We start from the raw sequence: 21,432 nt of genomic DNA on the forward strand, positions 1-21,432 counted from the left end.
TAAAAGTCAAATTTACAATATTGTTTTCTATTTTTGCCGTTATGGAAAACATCTTCGACGACGCTTACTTTATGAAACGCGCTTTGCAAGAAGCTGAAATGGCTTTTGAACGTGGTGAAATTCCCGTCGGTGCTTTAATTGTAATCAACGATACGATCATTGCCCGAACCCATAATTTAACGGAATTACTGAACGACGTTACCGCTCATGCCGAAATGCAGGCCATAACTTCTGCAGCCAACGCTTTGGGTGGAAAGTATCTTAAAAATTGCACCTTGTACGTTACATTGGAACCGTGTCAAATGTGTGCTGGAGCTTTATATTGGAGTCAAATTACTAAAATTGTTTTTGGTGCTTCCGATGAAAAGCGCGGGTATCGAGCGATGGGAACGCAATTGCATCCCAAGACGGTTGTGGTTTCTGGCGTTTTAGCAGAAGATTCAAAGGAATTGATGCAACGGTTTTTTGAAGGGAAGAGGAAGTAGGTTGCGGTTGTTTATGGTCGGTTTACAGTTGAAAGGTACGAATGTGGATGCTAGGGAGTGAGAAAATTGGTAGTGCATTTAAGTAGGGTGTCTGTTCAGTAAATAGTTTTGCAAATAACTTTTGACATTGTGCATTGCAATTGTAACTTTGGCGCTGTGAAATAGGAATCGTCAATGAGAACTTCAACTTTAGGGTAGTTTTTAGGATGAACAAGCATTGCGTTTGCTCTAATTAAAAGGGCTTTTTTCAGTGGGAATTGTGTTTTGAATTTTAAAGTAGAGACGCGCTTTTCCAAAACCTAAATCCCTATTTTTGCCCCAAATTATAAAACGATGTTGTATTTATTACTAGGAATCATTTGCAGCGTTTCGGTGGGTGTTATTTTTAAAATCAGTCGCCGGTACGATACTAATAATGTGCAAATTGTGTGGTTCAATTATTTGTTTGCATTGGTCTTTTCTGCGGTTGCATTTAAACCAAATCTGACTGCCATGGACACCTCTGCTCCATTTTTAGTGTATGCTGCTTTGGGTGTTTTACTTCCCGTAGTCTTTCTATTTCTGATTTCTTCTATTGCAAATATCGGAATTGTAAAAACAGATGCGGCCCAACGGTTGTCGCTTTTTATTCCTATTCTAGCAGCATGGATGCTGTTTAATGAAACCTTTAGTACGCAAAAAATAGTAGCATTGGTAGTAGGATTCGCTGCTTTGTTCTTTATATTGATAAAGCCGAGTGCTTCCAAGAGTTCCAATTTAAAGTATCCTTTTTTGGTTTTTATTGGTTTTGGAATTATAGATATTTTGTTCAAAAAAATAGCCGTTTACACCGCAGTACCGTATACAACTTCATTATTCTTTGTGTTTGCAATTGCTTTTTTAGTAACAACAATAGCGGTTTTTTATGGAAAGAGTAAAAAAATGCAAACCTATCACCCAAGAAACGTATTGTTCGGCTTTCTAGTCGGGTTGTTCAACTTTGGTAATATTTTGTTTTACCTCAAAGCGCACAAGGCTTTTGCAGCGACGCCTTCCACTGTCTTCGCGGGAATGAATATGGGTGTTATTATTTTAGGGAGTTTGGTTGGCGTCCTGGCATTTAAAGAATCGCTTACTAAACTGAACTATGCGGGATTGCTTCTAGCGCTAGTGTCGATTGTGTTGCTGGTTTTAGTTTAAGGATTAAAGTTGTGCAATTATAAACTGCGATGCACTAAAATATCCATTTAAAAACCTTTTGTCCTTCGACAATTTCAGGAATTTCAATTGTAATCGATTCGTTGGTTTTGGTGATCGTGCCTTTGGTAATGCTGTAATATCCTGCTTTTCCTTTGCAGTAGCAAAAGACACCAAATAAGGCTTTTGTGTTTTCTAGTTCTTTGCCTGTGAGCACGCCTGTTTTAAAATCGGAAGGAAGTTCGAATACTATTTCCTCATGGTAACCGCCGTCAACATATTGCTGGTCTACGTTTTCGGACATTTTAAAGCGGTACACCGTTGTTCCTTCATTGGATTCGATGTTGTAGTACGGTTTAGAAGTAGGAATGTCCATTACAATGGAAAGCATCTTGTTTTCAAGAACCTCAGAAGTACATGTAGCATCAGCTGGACAATTATTCATAGTAGTTTCAGTATTTTTTTCTGCAAGCTCGACAGTCGTTTTTTTGCATTTACAACCCATTGCAACAGCAACGGTAACAAGTAAAAAGAATATTTTTTTCATACTATATATTTTTAATAGTGCGTTTGTTATAATTCAAAATGGTACTTCCATCTCTCAACTGCCAAATCCCAACTTCCATCTCCCAACCACAAACTTCCAACCAACCTACAACCTACAACCTACAACCTACAACCCACAACTTACAACCCAAAAATCACTTCCCATTAAACCCCGTCATGGTATGTTCCAAACCAGCGGTTCCGAAGGATCGGATGATTTCGGTGGCAAGATCTAAGCGTTCGGGTAGGTTGGCTTTTTCGGTTTCGTCCCAATTGCCTAGGACGTAATCCACTTGTTGTCCTTTTTTAAATTCGTCGCTGATGCCAAAACGAAACCGCGGATACGCCGTAGTATTGAGCATCAATTGCGTGTTTTTAAGTCCGTTGTGTCCGCCGTCGCTACCTTTGGTGCGAATGCGAATCGTGCCAAAAGGCAAATTCAAGTCGTCTGTAATGACTAAGATATTTTCCACGGGAATGTTTTCTTTGTCCATCCAGTATTTGATGGCTTTCCCCGAAAGATTCATGTAGGTATTGGGTTTTAACAGCAGCATTGTTCTGCCTTTGAACTTGTATTCGGCAAGCGCACCTAATTTTACGGTCTGAAAATCAAGTCCTTCTTTGCGTGCCAAGTGATCTAAAATCTTGAATCCAATATTGTGTCGCGTATTGACATATTCAGCACCAATGTTGCCCAAACCAACAATTAAAAATTTCTTCATTGAATCTGTAGGTATTGTTTTTTGTGTTGTAAATAATTGTGTAAACCAGTTCATGGTGTAAAAATACAAATTTCAATGGCAATATCATCCTCCGCCTTCCAACATCCCTCTCCCAACATTCCAAAAAAAATCCCGAGACGTGCTCAGGATGTTTTTACTGTAAAAGATTTTTTTTTAATTTGAAATCTTTTTTATTACAAATTCAGTTCTACTGCTTCCTAAAAGACTTAATGATAAAAGTCCTCCTTTATCGAATCCGAAAGAAATTTTATCTCCTTGGTTAAGTTCATATATAGAGTTAATCTCGGAGGCGCTAATAGTAACATTTGCAACTAATAAATTTACACCTGAAAATGGCTTTTCATCTAATGTACTGGTATTGCCAGCAACTGTCCTAAGTATTCCTATACTTGGCAGATTTGATAGTAGATTTGCTTGAACTCCTGTGCCAAATCTAAAATAAAAGTAAATCTCATAAATCCCCGTGGATGGAACGGTATATTGCCCCGTGGCAAGATCAAAATTAGTAGTAAGGTTTATACTTTCCGTGCTAGAGTTAAAATCAATTTTTTTAAAATCGCTACCAAGAATATTGATATTGAGCAAACTTAAGCCATCATTTAATTTTGCTTTCGCAATCGTCGTATTTGTTGCAGATGCGAAATTCCCATTCACCTTTTGAACCTCTTTCGAGGTCGGATCAACAACTAAGTAATCATACGTGGTTGCAACAGCAGCAGCATCAACCGTTCTAATTTTGACATTTCCATCAACGTCCAATGTAGCCGATGGACTCGTAGTATTAATTCCTACATTTTGTGCATTAACTGCAAAAAAGCAAAGTACACATGCTAAAGTAAAATATTTTTTCATAGTGTGTAATTGTTAGTTAATTCGACTTAAACACAAAGTTATGGTATTTTTTCCGCTCTAATGATAAGAATAAATTATTATTTATGTTTAAATTGGCAAATGTTAATTATTGCTAATGTTAATTTTTTTACTCCATTTTACATCATTATTTGTAAATTTGTTAATAACGATATTCTAATTATATAATTTTTTGTATAAATGTTAAAACACGTAATTATATCTAAAAGTGCATCGTGTTATATTTATGTAAATTGAATTTAAATTTGTTATCTGTTTTTTATTTAAATAGTTAGCTACAGTTCGGTTCTTTGCTTATATAGCGTACTATTACAAAATTAACATTTTAACTCTAGTATTTGAAAGTGTTGCTTTTACTTTTGCAATGCTAGAGATGTGCATTGTTATTTAAAGCTACCTGCTGTTTGCTGGCCTGTTGCTTTGTTTGTATTTGGAAAATGAGGTGTTCTTGGGAGGACTTCTCTACATTCAATTGTTTTTTGCGAAATCATACATAATTTTGGCAAATACATACATGATTATGGCATCGGCAACTATAATTGTGTGACAATTATAGTTGTTTGTGGCATGAATAACTATAATTATGGCACATTCATCTATTATTGTCACGTCTACCACTATAATTTTGGCATAATCATCTTTATTTCTTCCAAAGCAATGTTTGCGCTAGTGTACTTTGAATAGGAGAAGGTCGTCTGTGCGAAACCAATTCGGGTACGGCTGTGCGTCGGTGTCCAGCAGGTCAGAAGCGAAGCAGTCTAAAGGTCTAGCAGCGCCACGGAAATTGCCATGTGCCACGACGGTACAATTATTTAACATAAATACTACACTACTTTGTTAAAAATATCTAAAATTCTTCTATTTTTGTTGTTCGCAAACTTTGGAAGTCAGCACGTTGATGGAAGTTTAGGGAATGCAGCCGTATTGCTTTTTATTCCTTGCCGCAGAAACGGAAGTCGTTTACTGCTTACCACTGAAAATCCAGCGCTCTTGATTTTTCTATGGAAAAACAATGCTGCTAGAAAAACCGCTTTTGCACTAAAAATTAGATACAGATAGAATAATGCTCCCTTGATTGGTGGTTCAAAAAACCAATGATAGAGTAAATAAAACAAATTGATATGAAAAAATTTTTACTTTTAATAACGCTTTTGGTTTCGGTGTTTAGTTTTGGGCAGACAGCTACTTATACTATTACCTCTACAAGTGCAGCAACACAAGGTGGTACAAAACCAGTTGGGTCAAGTCATACTTATTCACAGACTTATACTACTGAAAAACAAATAACTAGTGGAAAAAATGCTATTTTAACCTTAAGTGGTTATGCGGGATATAAAATAACAAGTATAGTATTAGAGATGAAATCTAATAGTAATTCTGGCAAAGGAACACTTGACGTAGTTGCAGGACTTACCTCAATATTTTCAATTCCTAACAGTACTTTTAGCACTGCAGCTTGGAATGGCTCTTATACTGCGAACTATACAAATATAACTAAAACTCCAACTGCTTATGCTATTACATCAGGTCAAAATGTTGTTATAACCATAGCGGCTACTGATAACAGTTTATATATTCAAAGTTATACAATTACTTATGAAACAGCAGGTAACGCTGTAGCCTTCAACGCAAATGGAGGAACGGGGACAATGGCAAACCAAACAGCGAATACTACAACTAACCTTACAGCGAATACTTTCACTAGAACAGGATATTCCTTCGCTGGATGGAATACAGTTGCAAGTGGAGGCGGAACTTCTTATGCGAATGGTGCTAGTTATCCCTTTGCCACGAGTGTTATTTTATATGCCCAATGGACGCCTAATCATACTATCACATTTGCTAATTTGCAATTTCCGCCAACAGGAAATATTCTCGAAGGAACTTCTTTTGATGTTTATGGAGAAGTATATGCATTGGGTTTAACAGAAGCGGCAGGGGCAGGAAGTGGGATTACGGCAGAGATAGGTTATAATTTAGTAAACGATGATCCCAGTACTTGGACCAATTGGCAAGCTGCCACTTTTAATGCTCAAAAGGGAAATAATGATGAATATAAATCTACCTTTTCAGGTTTGGCACTTGGAACTCATTATTATGCTATTCGTTTCAGGTATGGAACTGAGCCTTGGATTTACGGGGGATATAATTCGAATCTACCTACTGCAGGTGGAATCTGGAACGGCAGTACCAACTTAAGTGGTCAATTAAATATTAGTTCAAATGTAGTTGATTTTGCAAACATTCAATTTCCATCTAATGGTACTATTACTGAGGGGGCTGATTTTATTGTATACAGCAAGGTATTTAAAAGTGGATTTACTGAGACTCCTGGTCCAAATGCTGCAATTACGGCATGGATTGGGATTTCCACTACAAACGCCACTACACCAGCGTCTTTCAACTCGGGTTGGACATGGATTCCCGCAAATCATTTTGAACAAGTGGCTAACGATGATGTGTATGTAGCAAACATTGCAGGAGCAACACGTCCGGCAGGAATTTATTATTATGTTTCACGCTACAAGGTAACGGGAAGTACCGAGTTTAGATATGGTGGAAGAAATAATAATTTTTGGACAACAGGAGCTAATAGTGGCGTATTGACTATTACTAAACCTACTATTGTTCTAACACCTACATCTTTATCTGGATTCAATTATACGGGTGCAGCTGGTCCTTCAACGCAGCAAACGTTCACTGCTTCGGGAACAGATTTAACGGCTGATGTTTTACTTTCTGCTCCTGCAAATTATGAAGTTTCTACAACTTCAGGGAGTGGTTTTGGAAATGCAATAACGTTAACTCCAACTTCTAGAGTCTTAGCTTCTACTACAATTTACGTTAGATTAAAGGTAGGCTTAGCTTCAGGAACGTACAATGAAGTTGTAACAGCAACAAGCACTTCGGCAGCTAATAAAACTGTTAATTTAAATGGTAGTGTAATTTTTTCAAGTCCGCCTAATAATGCTTTAGAATTAAAAGCGTGTATTGCAAATAATCAGTTGACCATAAAATGGCAAGCTTCCTCAGGTACTTTACCGACAGGATATATTGTTTTTGCACAGACGAACGCTACTGTTCCACAAATGGCTGCAGGTACCGCAGGAAATGCTTCGAACTTTACTGCAAATAGCAATTATACTTTAGCAGCAACCTATGGCACGTTGGGTAGAGCAGTGTATAAAGGAAGTGGAACAAGTGTAACTGTAACAGGATTGACCAATAGTGCACAGTACACTTTTAAAGTAGTTGCATATGCATCAGAAACAGGCACAGGATGGGCTAATGGTATTAATAGTTCTGGTTCTTATAATCAGTCCTATAGTATTAAAATACCCGAAGTTTCAAATGTAGCAGCTACTGTACTTCCTACTTCATCAACCGTATCGTGGAATGTGGTTCCAGCTTCGGCAGATTGTTATGAGTATATGGTAGTGGCTAATGTCGGTGCAGTTACATTAACGCCAACCGGGGATGGATCATCGTATACTGCAAATCCAATGTATTCTGTAGCAAATAAAGTGGTTTATAAAGGAACAGGAAACAGTGTAATCGTAACGGGATTGACGGAAGGTACTAACTACTGTTATAAAGTATTTGTCCGCGAATTAAATAGCGCTACACAGTGGAGTGCAGGTATAGGAATGTGTGTTACTGCAGGAATTAGTTATTGTGGTGCTACAAGTAATAATACAGGGGAAAATGGTATTACAAATGTTTCATTCAATACTATTGATAATTCATCGATAGCAACTCCTTCATACTCAGATTTTACTACAGTAGCAACTACTTTAAATAAAGGAGCAAGTTATAATTTATCAGTACGAGTGAAAACATATAATGCTACCACAAGTTATATTAAAGCTTGGATGGATTGGAATAGAAGTGGTTCTTTTGAATCAGGTGAAGAGTATGATTTAGGAACTGCTGTAAATTTAACAGATGGTTTTAGTTCAAATTCGCCATTGAATATTAATGTTCCAACTAATGCTGCTTCAGGCAATATTAGAATGCGTATAATTTCCAAGCAAGATTCAAATCCATCGGCTTGTGGTTCATTCGAATACGGCGAAGTTGAAGATTATACAATTAACGTCATTCAACCATTAAATGCAGAAATGAATGTAAAAGGAGGTGCCATTTCGATTGCAAATGGATTTGATGCTCCGTATGGTTTGAATAATACGTTGTTTGCAGCTACACCATTAAATACGGATTCAGTTGAAAAGACGTATACTATTGAAAATCTTGGAATCGCTCCGCTATCTTTATCAGGCGTGCCTCTAATTAAAATGGAAGGTTTAAATCCTACAGATTTTATAGTAACCCAGCAAGCAACAACTCCAGTAATTAATGGAATGCCCACAACTTTTAAAATCAAGTTTAATCCATCTGTTGCCGGAACAAGAACTGCGACTGTGCGTATTGATAATAATGATGCTGATGAAAATCCGTATTTGTTTGCTATTGAAGGTACAGGAACGTGTACTGTTATTCCATCAGTTACAATGTTTCCCACTTCTGGACCGGTCAATACTTTAGTTTCGTTTACATCGTCAACATCTAATTTACTTGGGGCAAGTGTTAGTTATAATAATATAGCTCTTCCAATAGTATCCGTTACATCTAATAAGGTTGAAGTGGTTATTCCTGCAAATGCCAATGACGGTAGCTTTACAGTCCAGTTAGCAACAGGCTGTGCTAAAACGCAAGCATTTGACGTAATTGATACGCAACTTGCGTCTTGCGACGCCAGCGCTTCAAGCGTAGGGAATGCTTCGGGTTTAATTATTTTTGAAGTATATGATGAAAATGGTGGTGCTGGTGGCGTAGTTACACTTTACAACAGGACAGGAGTTGCTGTGAATTTGGATGGATATTCTATAAAAAGAGCACCAACATACGGAGGAACGTATATTACATATGCAAACTTGAGTGGCACGATAGCGGCAGGTGAAGTGGCGGTTATAGGGGTAAGTTCTTCCTCTTTTTGTATCTATCCTGCAACGGGTAACGGGAGTTTTGGTAGTTCTGGATTTAATGAGAATGATGGCTTTCAATTAATGAATGGCGCTGTACTTATTGATGACGTAAGGGCTCCTAATTTTAAAGGATATTATTTAAAAAGGAAAAACACGTATTTGAATCCCAATAGTCTGTTTGACGATTTAGAATGGACAACTCAAAGTGTGGGCAGTGGCGAGTGTTTAACTGGAGTGGGATCACAACCTATTTTAAAATTGCCACCTACGATTACGAACAATGGTCAATATGTAATTGACTGTGCTATTAAATACACTTCATTGACTGTGGCAGGAGTAGAAGGGTTTGCTGGTGGTATGCCTTTGGCTTACCAATGGTATGTTCTGGGAACTTCAGGAACCTGGAGCGAAATTAGCAATGGTTCATTATATTCAGGAGCTGCAAGTGCAACTCTGACTATTTCTGATATCTCAGGACTTGATGATTACCAGTATTATTGTCAAATTAGAGAGAGTGGTATCAATTGTTATGCAGCTACCACGGCTTCACTTCTGCGCATCGCTAAAAAAACATGGAATGGGACTGCATGGTCTGGAAATGGTGTAGCTCCCACTTTTGAAGAAAGAGTTGTGATTGCAGGTACATACAATTCTACTTCAAATGGCGGTGATATAAAAGCTTGTACTTGTGAAGTTACATCTACAGGAGTTGTACACATGGATGCGGATGCTACTTTAAATATCAAGGGTGCTTTACTAAATGCTGGAGAAGTTACTATTTTAAATGGTGGAAGTCTTGTTCAGCATGAAGATATTGCCCTCAATTCAGGAACTATTAAAATGGAGCGCATTACAAAACCTATGGTCAAATTTGACTATACGTATTGGAGTTCGCCGGTGCAAGGCTTTACATTAGGCAATGTTTCAACGGGAACCAATCCCAATCGTTTCTATCGTTGGGACGAAGCTGTTCAGAATTGGGTATTAAGTACAACTTTAGCAATGCAAGGCGGTAGAGGATATACTGTTCAAGCACCTACAGCATTTACAACTGTTGGGCAATCATTTACAGCAAATTTTATAGGTAAACCCAATAATGGAATGATAAGCGTTCCTGTGGCAGGAGCCTCTTCGGGTACAAATTTATGGAACCTACTCGGAAATCCCTATCCGTCAGCAATTAGTGCAGATAAGTTTTTAGATGCAAATAGCGGTGCTGCTTCAGGGAATAATGTAATAGGAGGGACGCTGTATTTTTGGACGCACAATACTCCAGCTGGTGGACCAACTCTAGAATTTACTCCAAATGATTACGCTGTTTATAACGACACGGGAAGTACAAATACAGCAGCATCAAATTCTGGTGTTAGTAATACAGCACCATTGGGTTATATTGCCGCAGGTCAAGGATTTTTTGTTAAGGGTGCCGCTAATAGTACCGCTATTTTTAATAACAGCATGCGTCTCGATGGAAGTGGAAATAGCTTTAGCAATTCGCAATTTTTCAGGTCGCCAGTGGCTGAGGAAGAAAACACCATCACGAATCAGAAACACCGTGTTTGGTTGAACTTAAAAGGACAAACGCAAGGGTTCAATCAACTGTTAGTGGGTTATGTGACCAACGCGACCAATGCTTACGATAATCGTTTTGACGGCGATAGTTTTGGTGGAAATAAAGTTACGTTCTACTCTATTTTAGAAGCCAAAAACTTAACAATCCAAGGACGTGCATTGCCGTTTAGCAATCAAGACACTGTTCCGTTAGGATATAGGAGTACGCAAACCGGAAACCTAACCATCAGTATTGACCACGTAGACGGACTGATGGAAAATCAGGACATCTACTTAGAAGACACTGTTTTAAATGTGGTACATGATTTAAAGGCCACTAATTATACGTTTGCAACGGTTGCGGGAACGTTTAATACTCGTTTTGTATTGCGTTATGTTCCGCAAGAAAACCTGAGCAATCCAAGTTTTGACCAGCAAGTAAAAGCGGTACGGATTTATAAAAACAACGCCAACTTATTTGTGCATTCGCCATATGAAACTATTGCCACAGTTTCGGTGTATGATCTTATGGGTCGCTTGCTTTTTGAACGCAAGGACTGCAACACCAATCGCTTTGAAACCAATAATATCAGCGCCAATCAGCAAACGTTAATCGTAAAAGTGACTTTGGTAAATGGAGGCGTAGTAACGGAAAAGGTTTTGTAGAAATCCTCCCTCAACCCCTCCAAAGGAGGGGAGCTTGGAGAACCCAAATAGGTTTGCTAATAAGATACATTTAAAGGTAAACGGCCGTTGCTATTTTCCTTGCAACACCGATTTAAGAAATTAGAGAACTCTTAATAATCCGTTTCGTAAGCGTTGCTTTCTATATTCTATTTTCTATCCTCTATCCTCTTTACTCTTTGCTCTTTACTCTATTTTCTTTACTCTATATTCTATTTTCTATCCTGTCAACAATAAAAATGCAGCACAAAAAAAGCACCAGCGGTAAAACTGGTGCTTTTGAATAATAAAAAGGTTTTTATTATTTTTTCTTTCCTTTTGCTGGAGCTCCTTTTGCTGCTTTTGCTGCTTCTTGAGCTGCTTTCATAGCTGCACGAGAGATTCTTACTTGAGCAACAACCGTGTTGTCTGGGTGTAAAAGTTTGTAATCATCAGACGCTAATTTAGTAACGTATAATTTGTTACCCATTTCCATTCCAGAAATACTAGCTTCGATAAAATCAGGAAGGTTTTTTGGCAATGCTTTTACTTTTAAACGACGTTGGTTCAAACGTAAAACTCCACCTAAAAGTACCCCTGGAGAAACACCTGTAACTTTTACAGGAACTTCAATAGTAACTTCTTTGTCATCATGCAATTCATAAAAATCCAAGTGAAGGATTTTGTCAGATACCGGGTGAACCTGGATATCTTGCATAATTGCATTGAATTTCTTAGTTCCCAATTCAATCACAACAGTGTGTGCGTTTGGAGTGTAAACCAAAGTTTTAAATGCTTTTTCTTCTGCTGAAAAATGCACTGGCTGACTTCCTCCGTATAAAACGCAAGGAACCAATCCAGCATTACGTAAGGCTTTAGTTGAAACTTTGCCCACGCTTTCTCTTTCTGATCCGCTAATTGTAATCGACTTCATTGTAAATATATATAATTAATAAAAAATTCTTATTCAATGTCAAAACGCAACTGTAATGTCAAATTTCAAACCTATAACTTCCGACTTCCATCTTTCAAGTCCAAACTACATCAAAAACTTCCCGCTAATGGAGTTGTTGTGTTGAACCATAAGCATTACTTCTGCAAATAAAGGAGCACAACTTACGACTCTAATTTTGTTCGATGCTTTCTTTAATGGAATAGAATCGGTAACGATTAACTCTTTTAATTGTGAGTTTTCAATCTTTTCGTAGGCATCACCAGATAAAATGGCGTGGGTACAAATGGCGCGAACGCTCAAAGCTCCTTTTTCCATCATTAAATCTGCGGCTTTCGCCAAAGTGCCTCCGGTGTCAATCATGTCGTCCACCAAGACTACGTGTCTGCCTTTTACTTCACCAATCAATTCCATGGTTCCAATTACATTTGCCGCTTTTCGTTGTTTATAACAGATGACAACATCGGACTCTAAAAACTTAGAATACGCATAGGCTCTTTTTGAACCTCCCATATCAGGAGAAGCAATGGTCAAATTATCCAATCCTAAACCTTTTAAATAAGGCAAGAATATAGTAGAAGCAAATAAATGATCTACCGGTTTTTCAAAAAATCCTTGAATCTGATCTGCATGTAAATCCATGGTCATGATTCGGGTAGCACCAGCTGTTTCCAGTAATTTGGCTACTAATTTAGCTCCAATTGGAACTCTTGGTTTGTCTTTACGATCTTGACGTGCCCATCCAAAATAAGGAATTACAGCAGTAATGTGTCGTGCCGAAGCTCTTTTGGCTGCATCAATCATCAATAAAAGTTCCATCAAGTTGTCGCTACTTGGAAATGTAGAACATACTAGGAATACTCTTAATCCACGAATGGACTCTTCAAAAGACGGCTGGAATTCACCATCACTGTATTTTGAGATGGTAACTTTACCTAGCGGTACACCGTATTTCTCGGCAATTTGCTCCGCTAAATGTACGCTTTCTGAACAAGCAAATATCTTTGCGTCTGGTTCTTGGTACAGCATTTTAAATTTAGGTTTTTATTCTTTGGTATTTTTTTGATTTCGCAGTAATCGCTTGGATTGTGCAAAACGCCAATAAATGCCTCGAATGTAGTTAGTTAGTGTTGTGTCGTTTTAACGAGGTGCAAATTTAGGAATAAAAATGAACTTGCCGTCGAAAATTTCTACTATTTTTTTGATAATATGTAAAATTATTTTTTACATTTGCACCGTCTTAAAGGAACAGATAGTGATATTTGTTTTATCAGGATGAAGAATTACTTCATCAAAGCTAAGCCCGGTTGGCGGAATTGGTAGACGCGCTAGACTCAAACTCTAGTATCTTTGATGTGCCGGTTCGATTCCGGCACCGGGTACCATAAAAACTCCTAATAAGCTATATTATAGCAAGTTAGGAGTTTTTTTATTTTATTTTGCCGAAAATTTGCCGAAATTACGAGTTGGTTTTAATTTTTTAGTATTGCTTTTATGGTCAATTGCATCTCGTATTCTTTATCATTTCTAAATAATACCATGGATTTGCAAGACGATTTATTAACTAAATTTACCACAACGGCTCAACTTTCATGTTGCAAAATAAATTGTTATCTTTTTCATAGTTTCTATAACTGCTATTGACGTAATTCCTTTGATGAAATACAATTTCAGCTTCAACAGGATTATAATGGATGTAATTTACACGTTGTTCGATTTTTTCTAAAGTATCTAATAAAACAGGATGAAAACCGTCTTTCCATACTTTATAATTTTTAGCTCTTCCTGATTTTTTTGGCTTCATAACTAAATTTCTTCAAAAGCCATTCTCTTCGACTTTCTGGATTTTCAGGGATGGCTTCTATTAATTTTTTAGAGGTAAATTTTTTAAAATCACGAATGACATTTTGTAATGCACCCTCGAACGCAGTTACTATTAAATGGATATGACTGGTCATATACACGTAAGGATGTACACTTAATCCCTTTTTTTCAATGCAATAATTCAAAGATTCGTCAATGATGTTGCAATAAATAGGACGTGTCAATAAATCTACCCAGTCCGCAATTGTTATTGTGATGAAGGTTGGCACTGTGCTGTCAATCACTTTGTATTTCTCGGACATCTTTTATGTTTAAAGATATTGAATCTCTTAATTAGTTGGATAAGTAAATGGTTCGGATTTTAAGAATTTTATAGCATAAGTCCGCGTTGCAAACGCTACTATTTGTTTTTTGATTGATAAGTAGGTACTCGTTGCAAACGAGCACCAGAGAAATGAACAAACGAGCACCAGTGGGGGTGGTTTTTTGGTTTTACTTACTTTTATATTTGGATTGAAAATTCGAGCTATCGGGGTTGACATGTTATATACATTTAGGCATACGAAACTCCCTTACTTTCTTACATACCAATTGTCCTTGTATAATTTAAAGTACTTAATGTCTTTTGGCTCTTTATCCTTTTCCACTCTCAATAAAGAAGGAGGATTCTCTTGATTCGGATTTATGAAAACATTACCTTCTAAATCTACAGATAAAACTTGAAAATTGTATTTAAAAAAACACTTAACATAGTTTCCAATTTCCTCGTCGGTAAAGTATCCATTACAATCGCGTTTCGGTAAATTTCCGTCAATAATTGCAATTTCTTTTGTTTGATTATTCACAGTAACGATGTAAGGCGAGCATCCATTATCACTTTTACTAATAAGTAATATTATAGTGTCATTATTTACACCACCTCTAATACTAATAAAAGTATTTTTTAAACATGAAAAATCTTCATCATTATATATTGCAATGACATTATTCATATCTTCTTTATTACTCTTACAGGATACAATTCCTAATACTAATGATAATATAATATAAAGTTTAAGTTTCATTTAAAATTTTATTTAGGCATTGAGGATACTCCACTTTTAGTATCCCATGTTCTATTACCAAATTGATGTTGGGTTGAATATTCCACTCCTGCTTTAATTGAACGCTGGTCATCGGCACTGTCAAGTTGCGGTGAATATCCGTTGCTGTCCGAATTCTTTAAACTATTGTAATGAGCTCCAGCCATAAGTGTTCCGGCACTAAATCCCATAGCAGACCCTGACGCTCCAAATAGAAAATTACCAAAATTAAAGTGATTGTGAGCAGTGTTACTTCCATAAGGCAAGAAAAGATACGGGGTATATTTACCAAATTGACTTGCTGATGCTCCACCAAAATTATTGGGTATCGCACCAACTGAAAAATCGAGTTTTCCTCCACCTATACCTTCTTTTTTCAGGTAATTCCAACTATCCTTGTTTTTTGAATCTAAAGCACCTGCTTCACCCAATATATCTCCTATCTTTTTATCGGTTACAATAATAAGATGAGTAATTGCTCCATCTTTAATTGCCTTCGAATCTGATTCAGGGTCGGCAAAATCAAAATTTATGGCATTTGAATACTCGTAAACTGTTGTTTTTCCCTTTTTGCTTTTAACTTTGCTATCTTGGTAATATCTTCCACTCCACGTTTCTTTACCATCGTCTTCAACTTTCCAAAAGGAACCGTTCGGTCTAAAAACAGCTAGAGAATCTCCTTTAACATCAACATAGAAGACTGGATTATTTTTTGTATAATGATATGGTGAAGTGTCAAGGTACTTTTCACTAAACCTATCTATTCGATTAAACCTGCCAATTGCTGGGTCGTATTCTCTCCAACCATAAGCATAAGTATTCAAACCAAGTTCATCCTGATACTCCTTGCCGTTGTATTTATACTGATAATTACTTCTATCCACAGCAATTAATATAGGATCTGCTGAAACATCTTTTCTAGTGTCATAAGCTCTTGTGTCAAGATTATAACTGTGTTTCAATCCAAATGGATAATAGTGGTTTTGTTCTAAAATTTTGAGTTCATTATTTTCTTCGGTATAACTTAATCTTAAGTTGCCTAAATGATCAGTGTAATTATAAACATAATTAAATTTATCTCCGTTCGTTACGCTCACATATCCTTCTGCTGTTGGGAAAAACTGCAATTCATTATTCTGATATTGAAAACCACCTACATAATCAACAGAAGTAAGCACTGTACTTTGCATAGCATTTGTTGTGGTTACCTTTTTAACCAACTTGACGCCAACAGCATTGTAAAGATAATTTATTTCATTTTGTCCAGTAAGGTTAAATTTAATTTTTGTCGTTAAAGACATTTTACTGAAAAAAACAGGCAGTAAATACTACATTGAAGCAAGAAAATAGTGATTGGAACGGCATCAAAAATTGTAAAAGAGTGAAATGAAATAGTGCAACTTTCCCAATGTGGTTGTGGGATTCTGATATCAATCGCTTGAAAAAATTTTCAGTTTGGTAATAGAAATTGTCCTTTTAAAAACTAAATGTCTAACTCCATCAAAATACTCACTGCATTACCACCAAAACCTACAGAATTGATTAAAACCGTTTTAATATCCTTTTTTTGATGTTGCTTTTCGCCAAAAGGAACGGGAATAAACTGATTGTGTTGCATCATTAACAAGCCTAATTCCATGCTCAAAAGTCCCGAAGTGGCAAAGGTATGCCCTGTTTTCCATTTATTTGTGGTTAAAAGTGGAAGGCTTTCGCCAAAGACATGCTGGATGGCTTTATATTCAGAGGAATCGCCTTTCATGGTTCCCGGAGCATGCATCACGATTGCATCCACGCTTTGTACCGAACTATTTTTAAGCGCCATTTTCATGGATTTTTTAAAACATTCAGCTTCAGTGGAAACAGAAACGCCGTGTTGCAAAACCTCGGTTGCATATCCAATTCCCGTAATGTAGGCTAATGCATTGCTTCGTTTTCCCAATTCTAATCCTACCGATGCTGCTCCTTCACCAAGAACCATGGAATTTCTAGTTTTAGTAAAATCCAAGGCACGACAAGGAAAATCCGAAGGTGTATGGAACGCGTAAATTTTCATGGCTTTCATTTGTGCAATGGTAAACGGCGTTAAAGGTGCTTCACTTCCGCCGACTAAAAACGCGTCTGCCATTCCAGCTCTCAACCACGCGACACCATTTAAAACCGCATGTAAACCGGTGGAACACGTGATGGAATGCGATAATTCTGGTCCTTCAGATTGCAAATCATGCGCAACCCAAGAAGATATATTTCCCAAAGTTGTAGTTGGTGAAGCTAGTGTTTGTGCTTTTCCAGTTTCTAAAAATTCTTGAAAGTGATTTTCAAATAAAGTGGTCGCACCACGGGAAGAACCCATGTTGATTCCGAAATCAGCTTTATCTTTCCAATTGGCTTGCAGAACCGCTTGTCGCGAAGTCCAAATTGCCATGAGAACAGTATCGTCAAGCGACTTGTATTTAGAATCGCTTTTGCGCAATTGTTCAATTAAGTGTTTGTTTTCTATTGATAAGGTGGCTGCAAATTCAGAGGCAGTTCCAAAAGATTTTGATTGGATAAAATGATGCGGTTGCAGGTAATTATCCCAAACTTCTTTGGAGTTATTTCCTAAGGGAGAAAGCGATGAAAGTGCAGTGATGGCAATGGATTCTTGCAAAATAAAAGGATGTGGTAAAATGGAATTCCTAGCCCAGATAGCAGTGGTATCCTTTTTCCCGCTTCTTTAGCGGGGAAAAGATGTAGCGGATAGCTGGATCAAGCTCCAAAATTAAACTATTTCGATGGCTTCTTCAATGGTGGCATACACTTTTAGCAATTGTTCATCGGTGATGATGTACGGCGGTAAAATGTAGACAATATTTCCAACGGGACGCAAAATAACGCCTTTGTCGATGAAGAAATTGTAGAGTTTGTTTCGCATGGTTCCGTAATAACTTTCATTGGTTTCGGATTTGATTTGCACGGCAAATATTACGCCTAAAACCCTTGTTGTTACAACTCTTGGATGGTTTTTAATCTTTTCTTGAAAGGCCAAATGCTTGCTATTGACTCTACTGATGTTTGCTTGCATTTCGGGTTGTTCCAGTAATTTCATACTGGCTAAAGCTGCGGCACAACCGGTTGGATTTGCCGTAAACGTATGTCCGTGAAACAAGGCTTTATTGATATCGTCGTCGTAAAATGCGTCAAATAATTCTTGGGTAAACGTAGTCAATGCCATCGGGATGGTTCCGGCGGTTAATGCTTTTGACAAACAAATCATGTCAGGTTCTTGCTGTAAATAATTGCAAGCAAAGTTTTTACCGGTTTTTCCGAATCCCGTCATTACCTCATCGGCAATCGTTAAGACGTTATTTCTGTGGCAAATTTCTATCAACTGATCCAACGATTCTGGCGCATACATCACCATTCCAGCAGCTCCTTGAACGAGTGGCTCAAATATAAATGCTGCACAAGGTTTCGATTGTATGGCATTTTCCAAAGCGTCAAAACTGGCTTGTTCGTTTCCAAGAACGGGAACAGGAATGCGAATGACATCAATGAACATGCCTTCAAAAGCTTGGGTATAGAGCGAAATTCCGCTGGCTGCCATTGCGGCAAAAGTGTCGCCGTGAAAAGCATCTTCGAACGAAATGATCGTGGTGCGTTTTTCTCCTTTGTTATGAAAATATTGCAAAGCTACTTTAATTGCCACTTCCACAGCTGTTGAACCATTGTCAGAAAAAAACAACTTTTTCTGATTGGAAGGCAACATCGGAAGCAGTTTTTCGGCTACTTGAACAGCAGGTTGGTGTGTAAAACCGCCAAAAAGGACGTGCTCTAAAGTAGTGAGTTGTTTATAAATTGCATCGGCAACAAATGTATTGGAATGTCCAAAAGGATTGACCCACCACGAACCAATGGCGTCAATGTATTCTTTGCCGTCCTCGTCCCAAAGTAAAGCATCTTTTCCTCGGGAAATAGCAATTGGAGTAGCGGCAGTTTTATGTTGGGTATAGGGATGCCAAAGGTATTGGCGGTCTTTTTCGATAATGTTCATGCGGCAAAGGTAATCAAAGCGAAAAGAAATGAAAGTCGGAAATTATAAGTTTACCTTAATTAAATAGTTCTGAAATAGTAAAATCCAGTTGCGGAAATAGGGGACTTTTAATAATACTTTCTTCAATTAAAGGTTGTTGGCCTACGAAAATTCCGTCTTTTAAAACGTAAATGAGTATTGTTTTATCAGTGGGATTTACAAGCCAATATTCTAAAACGCCTGCTTCTTGGTACAATTCATATTTATGGGTCATTTCTTTTTTGGAATTCCCGGGCGATAAAATTTCAATCATTAAATCTGGGGCTCCAATTGCACCACGAGAATCCAATTTATTCTCATCACAAACGACACATAAGTCGGGTTGAACTACTGTATAGATTTCATTGTCACTTGTAGATTTTTTCTTGTCTAACAAACGAACATCAAAGGGACCTACAAAAAGATTGCAGGATTGATTTTTAAATATAGTCCACAGAATCCCGTGTATGTTACCAGCTACTTTCTGATGATATAAACTTGGCGCAGGACTCATTTTAAATATTTTGCCCTTATACAATTCCAATCGTTCTTGAAACATCCAAGTCAAATAATCCGCATAGGAATAGGTCTTGTTTAAATCTAATTGATTGATATCGTTGATCATAGTTTCTTTTTTATTCAAATTTAATGAAAAATAGCTTTGTTACAACTTCAAAAGGTTTTCCCTCCAATTGTCTGCATATTCATTGATTACATTGGTGTCAAAATAGGGTTCTTGTTCTAATCTCCCAATAAAAGAAATTCCAGTTTTTGATAAAATAATGGATTCGGTTGCCTTGTTTTCTTCGCCGTTGAAAATGATTCCAGCGACAGGAATGTTTCTGTTTTGCAATGCTTCAATGGTCAATAAAGTGTGGTTGATGCTTCCCAAATAATGACGAGAAACTACAATCACTTTATAGTCGGGTTGAATTAAATCAATAATAGTTTCCGTAGTGTTTACAGGTACAAAAATGCCTCCAGCGCCTTCTATAACCAAATTGTTTTTTGTTTCTGGTTCGGTGATTTTCTTGATGTCAATGGTAATGCCATCCAGTTCTGCAGCATAATGTGGACTTGCCGGCGTATTTAGCGCGTAACTATTTTCAAAAAATTTGGTTTTCGAATTTGAAACGTAGGACTTGATTTTATGTGTGTCAGAGTGTTCCAAATCACCCGCTTGAATGGGTTTCCAGTAATCGGCTTTTAGTGCTTGAGTGATGATGGCGGAAACTATTGTTTTTCCAACGTCGGTGGAAATTCCTGTAACGAATATTTTCATGTCTTTTTTTTAACGGTTTTCTATTGTAAGTTTTCCTTAACTACTGCAGTTGAAATTAAATTTGCCATAGTGTTACGACTGCAAAAATAAAGAAGACGTAGCAAAAAAGTTGGTTATTCTTCTCTTAATTCATCCAAAACGGACCTGATTTCTTTGGCATGTTTTCCGTAGAACGAATTGACCCACCATTCTAATGCGATTCCCATAAAAAGCATGCAGAAAATTACAATTGAGAATAAACCTATGATTTGTGAATTGGAAAATTCATTTATTTGAAACCCTGGAGTTTTAGAAAATTCAGCGTATAAAAATCCAATTAAAAACAAAATCATGAATGGCGTCAAGGCAAATCCAAATGTTTTATAGAGTTCCATATTGAGCCTAATGTCAAAATAGGTTTCGTATAAACTGTCTTTTGTTTTGAGTGCTATCGCATTCAATCTTTTGTAAAAGAAGTAAAACTTGGTAAAATAGTAGGCACAAACTGCTGTAAAAAGGCTAAATAATAAGTAATATAAAACAGTGGTTTGTGGTGAAAAATGATACAGCAGCGGTATAAATCCCATGAACACAATTGAAAGAATTTGATACCAAAACTCCTTTTTTAAGTTTTTTTTGATGGCATCTAATGGTGTATTGGCCGATTGTATTTTTTTTAAATCTGCAGGGACAATGACATTCTCTGTTTTTTCATTGTTCCACGCATTTTGTATATCGTTAAAATCCATAACCTTGATTTTTTATAATTTCTTTTAATTTTTCTTTTGCTCTATTTAATTTTACGCGGGCGTTACCTTCTGAAATTCCTAGATTTGCTCCTATTTCTTTATGAGAAAAACCTTCGAGTTGATAGAATATAATTGCTTTGTCAATTTTCTCTAATTGCTGCACTGCTTTATAGAAATGCTGTATCTGATCTTCTTTTATATGGGAGTCGCCTTCTTCCTCCTTAATATTATCAGAGGCAATTTCGTATTTGTCCACTTTCCTTTTGTCTTTTTTTAAGAAAACAATTGCCGTATTTATCGCCACACGATACATCCAGGTTGAAAACTGACTTTCATTACGGAACGATTCGTACGATTTCCAAAGTTGACAGATGATTTCTTGAAACAAATCTTGCTGATCGGCAATAGTGTCCATATACATCTTGGAAACTTTATACAAAATTCCTTTATGCTTCTCGATGCGGCTTAAAAATTCTTGCTCTTTTTCTTTCAAAACA

General features: G+C 37.0%; 19 protein-coding genes and 1 tRNA gene. 5 read left to right on the forward strand and 15 right to left on the reverse strand.

Annotation, left to right across the window (positions count from 1 at the left end; all coding sequences use genetic code 11):
- Positions 1-41: 41 nt before the first annotated feature.
- Together H602_RS0105510 and H602_RS0105515 are read left to right on the forward strand one after the other, a co-directional pair.
- Positions 42-485 carry a nucleoside deaminase gene (locus H602_RS0105510; RefSeq protein WP_026977124.1) on the forward strand — a complete coding sequence of 148 codons (444 nt, stop codon included), beginning with the start codon at positions 42-44 and terminating at the stop codon, positions 483-485.
- Positions 486-818: 333 nt separating this feature from the next.
- Positions 819-1,664 (forward strand): EamA family transporter, encoded by an 846-nt coding sequence (locus H602_RS0105515; protein ID WP_026977125.1) that lies wholly within the window; start codon positions 819-821, stop codon positions 1,662-1,664.
- 34 nt (positions 1,665-1,698) lie between these two features.
- On the opposite strand, the gene H602_RS0105520 is transcribed toward H602_RS0105515, so the two are convergent.
- The 3 genes from H602_RS0105520 to H602_RS0105530 form a co-directional block, all read right to left on the reverse strand.
- Positions 1,699-2,208, reverse strand: a complete 510-nt coding sequence (locus tag H602_RS0105520) for a hypothetical protein (RefSeq protein ID WP_026977126.1) — start codon at positions 2,206-2,208, stop codon at positions 1,699-1,701.
- Between the two features lie 154 nt (positions 2,209-2,362).
- The gene (gene pth, locus H602_RS0105525) at positions 2,363-2,983 is read right to left on the reverse strand and encodes an aminoacyl-tRNA hydrolase (RefSeq protein ID WP_026977127.1); all 621 of its coding nucleotides are present in this window, start codon (positions 2,981-2,983) and stop codon (positions 2,363-2,365) included.
- A 120-nt stretch (positions 2,984-3,103) separates the two neighbouring features.
- Positions 3,104-3,802, reverse strand: a complete 699-nt coding sequence (locus H602_RS0105530; RefSeq protein ID WP_026977128.1) for a hypothetical protein — start codon at positions 3,800-3,802, stop codon at positions 3,104-3,106.
- Positions 3,803-4,684: 882 nt separating this feature from the next.
- Between H602_RS0105530 and H602_RS0105535 the strand changes: the two genes are divergently transcribed.
- On the forward strand, positions 4,685-4,879 hold the full coding sequence (locus H602_RS0105535) for a hypothetical protein (protein WP_026977129.1): 195 nt from the start codon (positions 4,685-4,687) through the stop codon (positions 4,877-4,879).
- A gap of 62 nt (positions 4,880-4,941) precedes the next feature.
- On the forward strand, positions 4,942-11,022 hold the full coding sequence (locus tag H602_RS0105540) for a GEVED domain-containing protein (protein ID WP_026977130.1): 6,081 nt from the start codon (positions 4,942-4,944) through the stop codon (positions 11,020-11,022).
- A 319-nt stretch (positions 11,023-11,341) separates the two neighbouring features.
- Here the strand turns inward: H602_RS0105540 and H602_RS0105545 are convergent, their stop codons facing one another.
- Both H602_RS0105545 and H602_RS0105550 read right to left on the reverse strand, forming a co-directional pair.
- Positions 11,342-11,953 carry a 50S ribosomal protein L25/general stress protein Ctc gene (locus H602_RS0105545; protein WP_026977131.1) on the reverse strand — a complete coding sequence of 204 codons (612 nt, stop codon included), beginning with the start codon at positions 11,951-11,953 and terminating at the stop codon, positions 11,342-11,344.
- A 105-nt stretch (positions 11,954-12,058) separates the two neighbouring features.
- A complete protein-coding gene (locus tag H602_RS0105550) occupies positions 12,059-13,000 on the reverse strand; it encodes a ribose-phosphate pyrophosphokinase (protein WP_026977132.1) in 942 nt (313 codons plus the stop codon).
- Between the two features lie 272 nt (positions 13,001-13,272).
- Here H602_RS0105550 and H602_RS0105555 point away from each other — a divergent pair.
- Positions 13,273-13,356: transfer RNA gene (locus H602_RS0105555), tRNA-Leu, on the forward strand.
- A 185-nt stretch (positions 13,357-13,541) separates the two neighbouring features.
- On the opposite strand, the gene H602_RS20310 is transcribed toward H602_RS0105555, so the two are convergent.
- From H602_RS20310 to H602_RS0105600, 10 genes are all read right to left on the reverse strand, one after another.
- Entirely contained in the window at positions 13,542-13,775 is a 234-nt protein-coding gene (locus H602_RS20310; RefSeq protein WP_245574920.1) for a hypothetical protein, read from the reverse strand.
- On the reverse strand, positions 13,747-14,097 hold the full coding sequence (locus H602_RS20315; protein WP_245574921.1) for a transposase: 351 nt from the start codon (positions 14,095-14,097) through the stop codon (positions 13,747-13,749). The genes H602_RS20310 and H602_RS20315 overlap by 29 nt, the downstream gene beginning before the upstream one ends.
- 270 nt (positions 14,098-14,367) lie before the next feature.
- Positions 14,368-14,859, reverse strand: a complete 492-nt coding sequence (locus tag H602_RS0105565) for a hypothetical protein (RefSeq protein WP_157504926.1) — start codon at positions 14,857-14,859, stop codon at positions 14,368-14,370.
- Between the two features lie 8 nt (positions 14,860-14,867).
- Positions 14,868-16,178 carry an RHS repeat-associated core domain-containing protein gene (locus H602_RS0105570; RefSeq protein ID WP_026977134.1) on the reverse strand — a complete coding sequence of 437 codons (1,311 nt, stop codon included), beginning with the start codon at positions 16,176-16,178 and terminating at the stop codon, positions 14,868-14,870.
- Between the two features lie 182 nt (positions 16,179-16,360).
- The gene (locus tag H602_RS0105575) at positions 16,361-17,524 is read right to left on the reverse strand and encodes a beta-ketoacyl synthase N-terminal-like domain-containing protein (RefSeq protein ID WP_026977135.1); all 1,164 of its coding nucleotides are present in this window, start codon (positions 17,522-17,524) and stop codon (positions 16,361-16,363) included.
- Between the two features lie 111 nt (positions 17,525-17,635).
- Positions 17,636-18,907 (reverse strand): adenosylmethionine--8-amino-7-oxononanoate transaminase, encoded by a 1,272-nt coding sequence (gene bioA, locus H602_RS0105580; RefSeq protein ID WP_026977136.1) that lies wholly within the window; start codon positions 18,905-18,907, stop codon positions 17,636-17,638.
- Positions 18,908-18,962: 55 nt separating this feature from the next.
- Complete coding sequence (locus H602_RS0105585) at positions 18,963-19,550, reverse strand: Uma2 family endonuclease (RefSeq protein ID WP_026977137.1); 588 nt, start codon at positions 19,548-19,550, stop codon at positions 18,963-18,965.
- Between the two features lie 39 nt (positions 19,551-19,589).
- Entirely contained in the window at positions 19,590-20,207 is a 618-nt protein-coding gene (gene bioD, locus H602_RS0105590; RefSeq protein WP_026977138.1) for a dethiobiotin synthase, read from the reverse strand.
- Positions 20,208-20,320: 113 nt separating this feature from the next.
- Positions 20,321-20,935: a hypothetical protein gene (locus tag H602_RS0105595; RefSeq protein WP_026977139.1), complete on the reverse strand. Its 615-nt coding sequence runs from the start codon at positions 20,933-20,935 to the stop codon at positions 20,321-20,323.
- Positions 20,925-21,428, reverse strand: a complete 504-nt coding sequence (locus tag H602_RS0105600) for an RNA polymerase sigma factor (protein ID WP_026977140.1) — start codon at positions 21,426-21,428, stop codon at positions 20,925-20,927. Before H602_RS0105600 ends, H602_RS0105595 begins: the two co-directional genes overlap by 11 nt.
- Positions 21,429-21,432 lie beyond the last annotated feature (4 nt).

Source organism: Flavobacterium tegetincola DSM 22377, assembly GCF_000425485.1.
In the GTDB taxonomy this organism is placed as follows: Bacteria; Bacteroidota; Bacteroidia; order Flavobacteriales; family Flavobacteriaceae; genus Flavobacterium; species Flavobacterium tegetincola.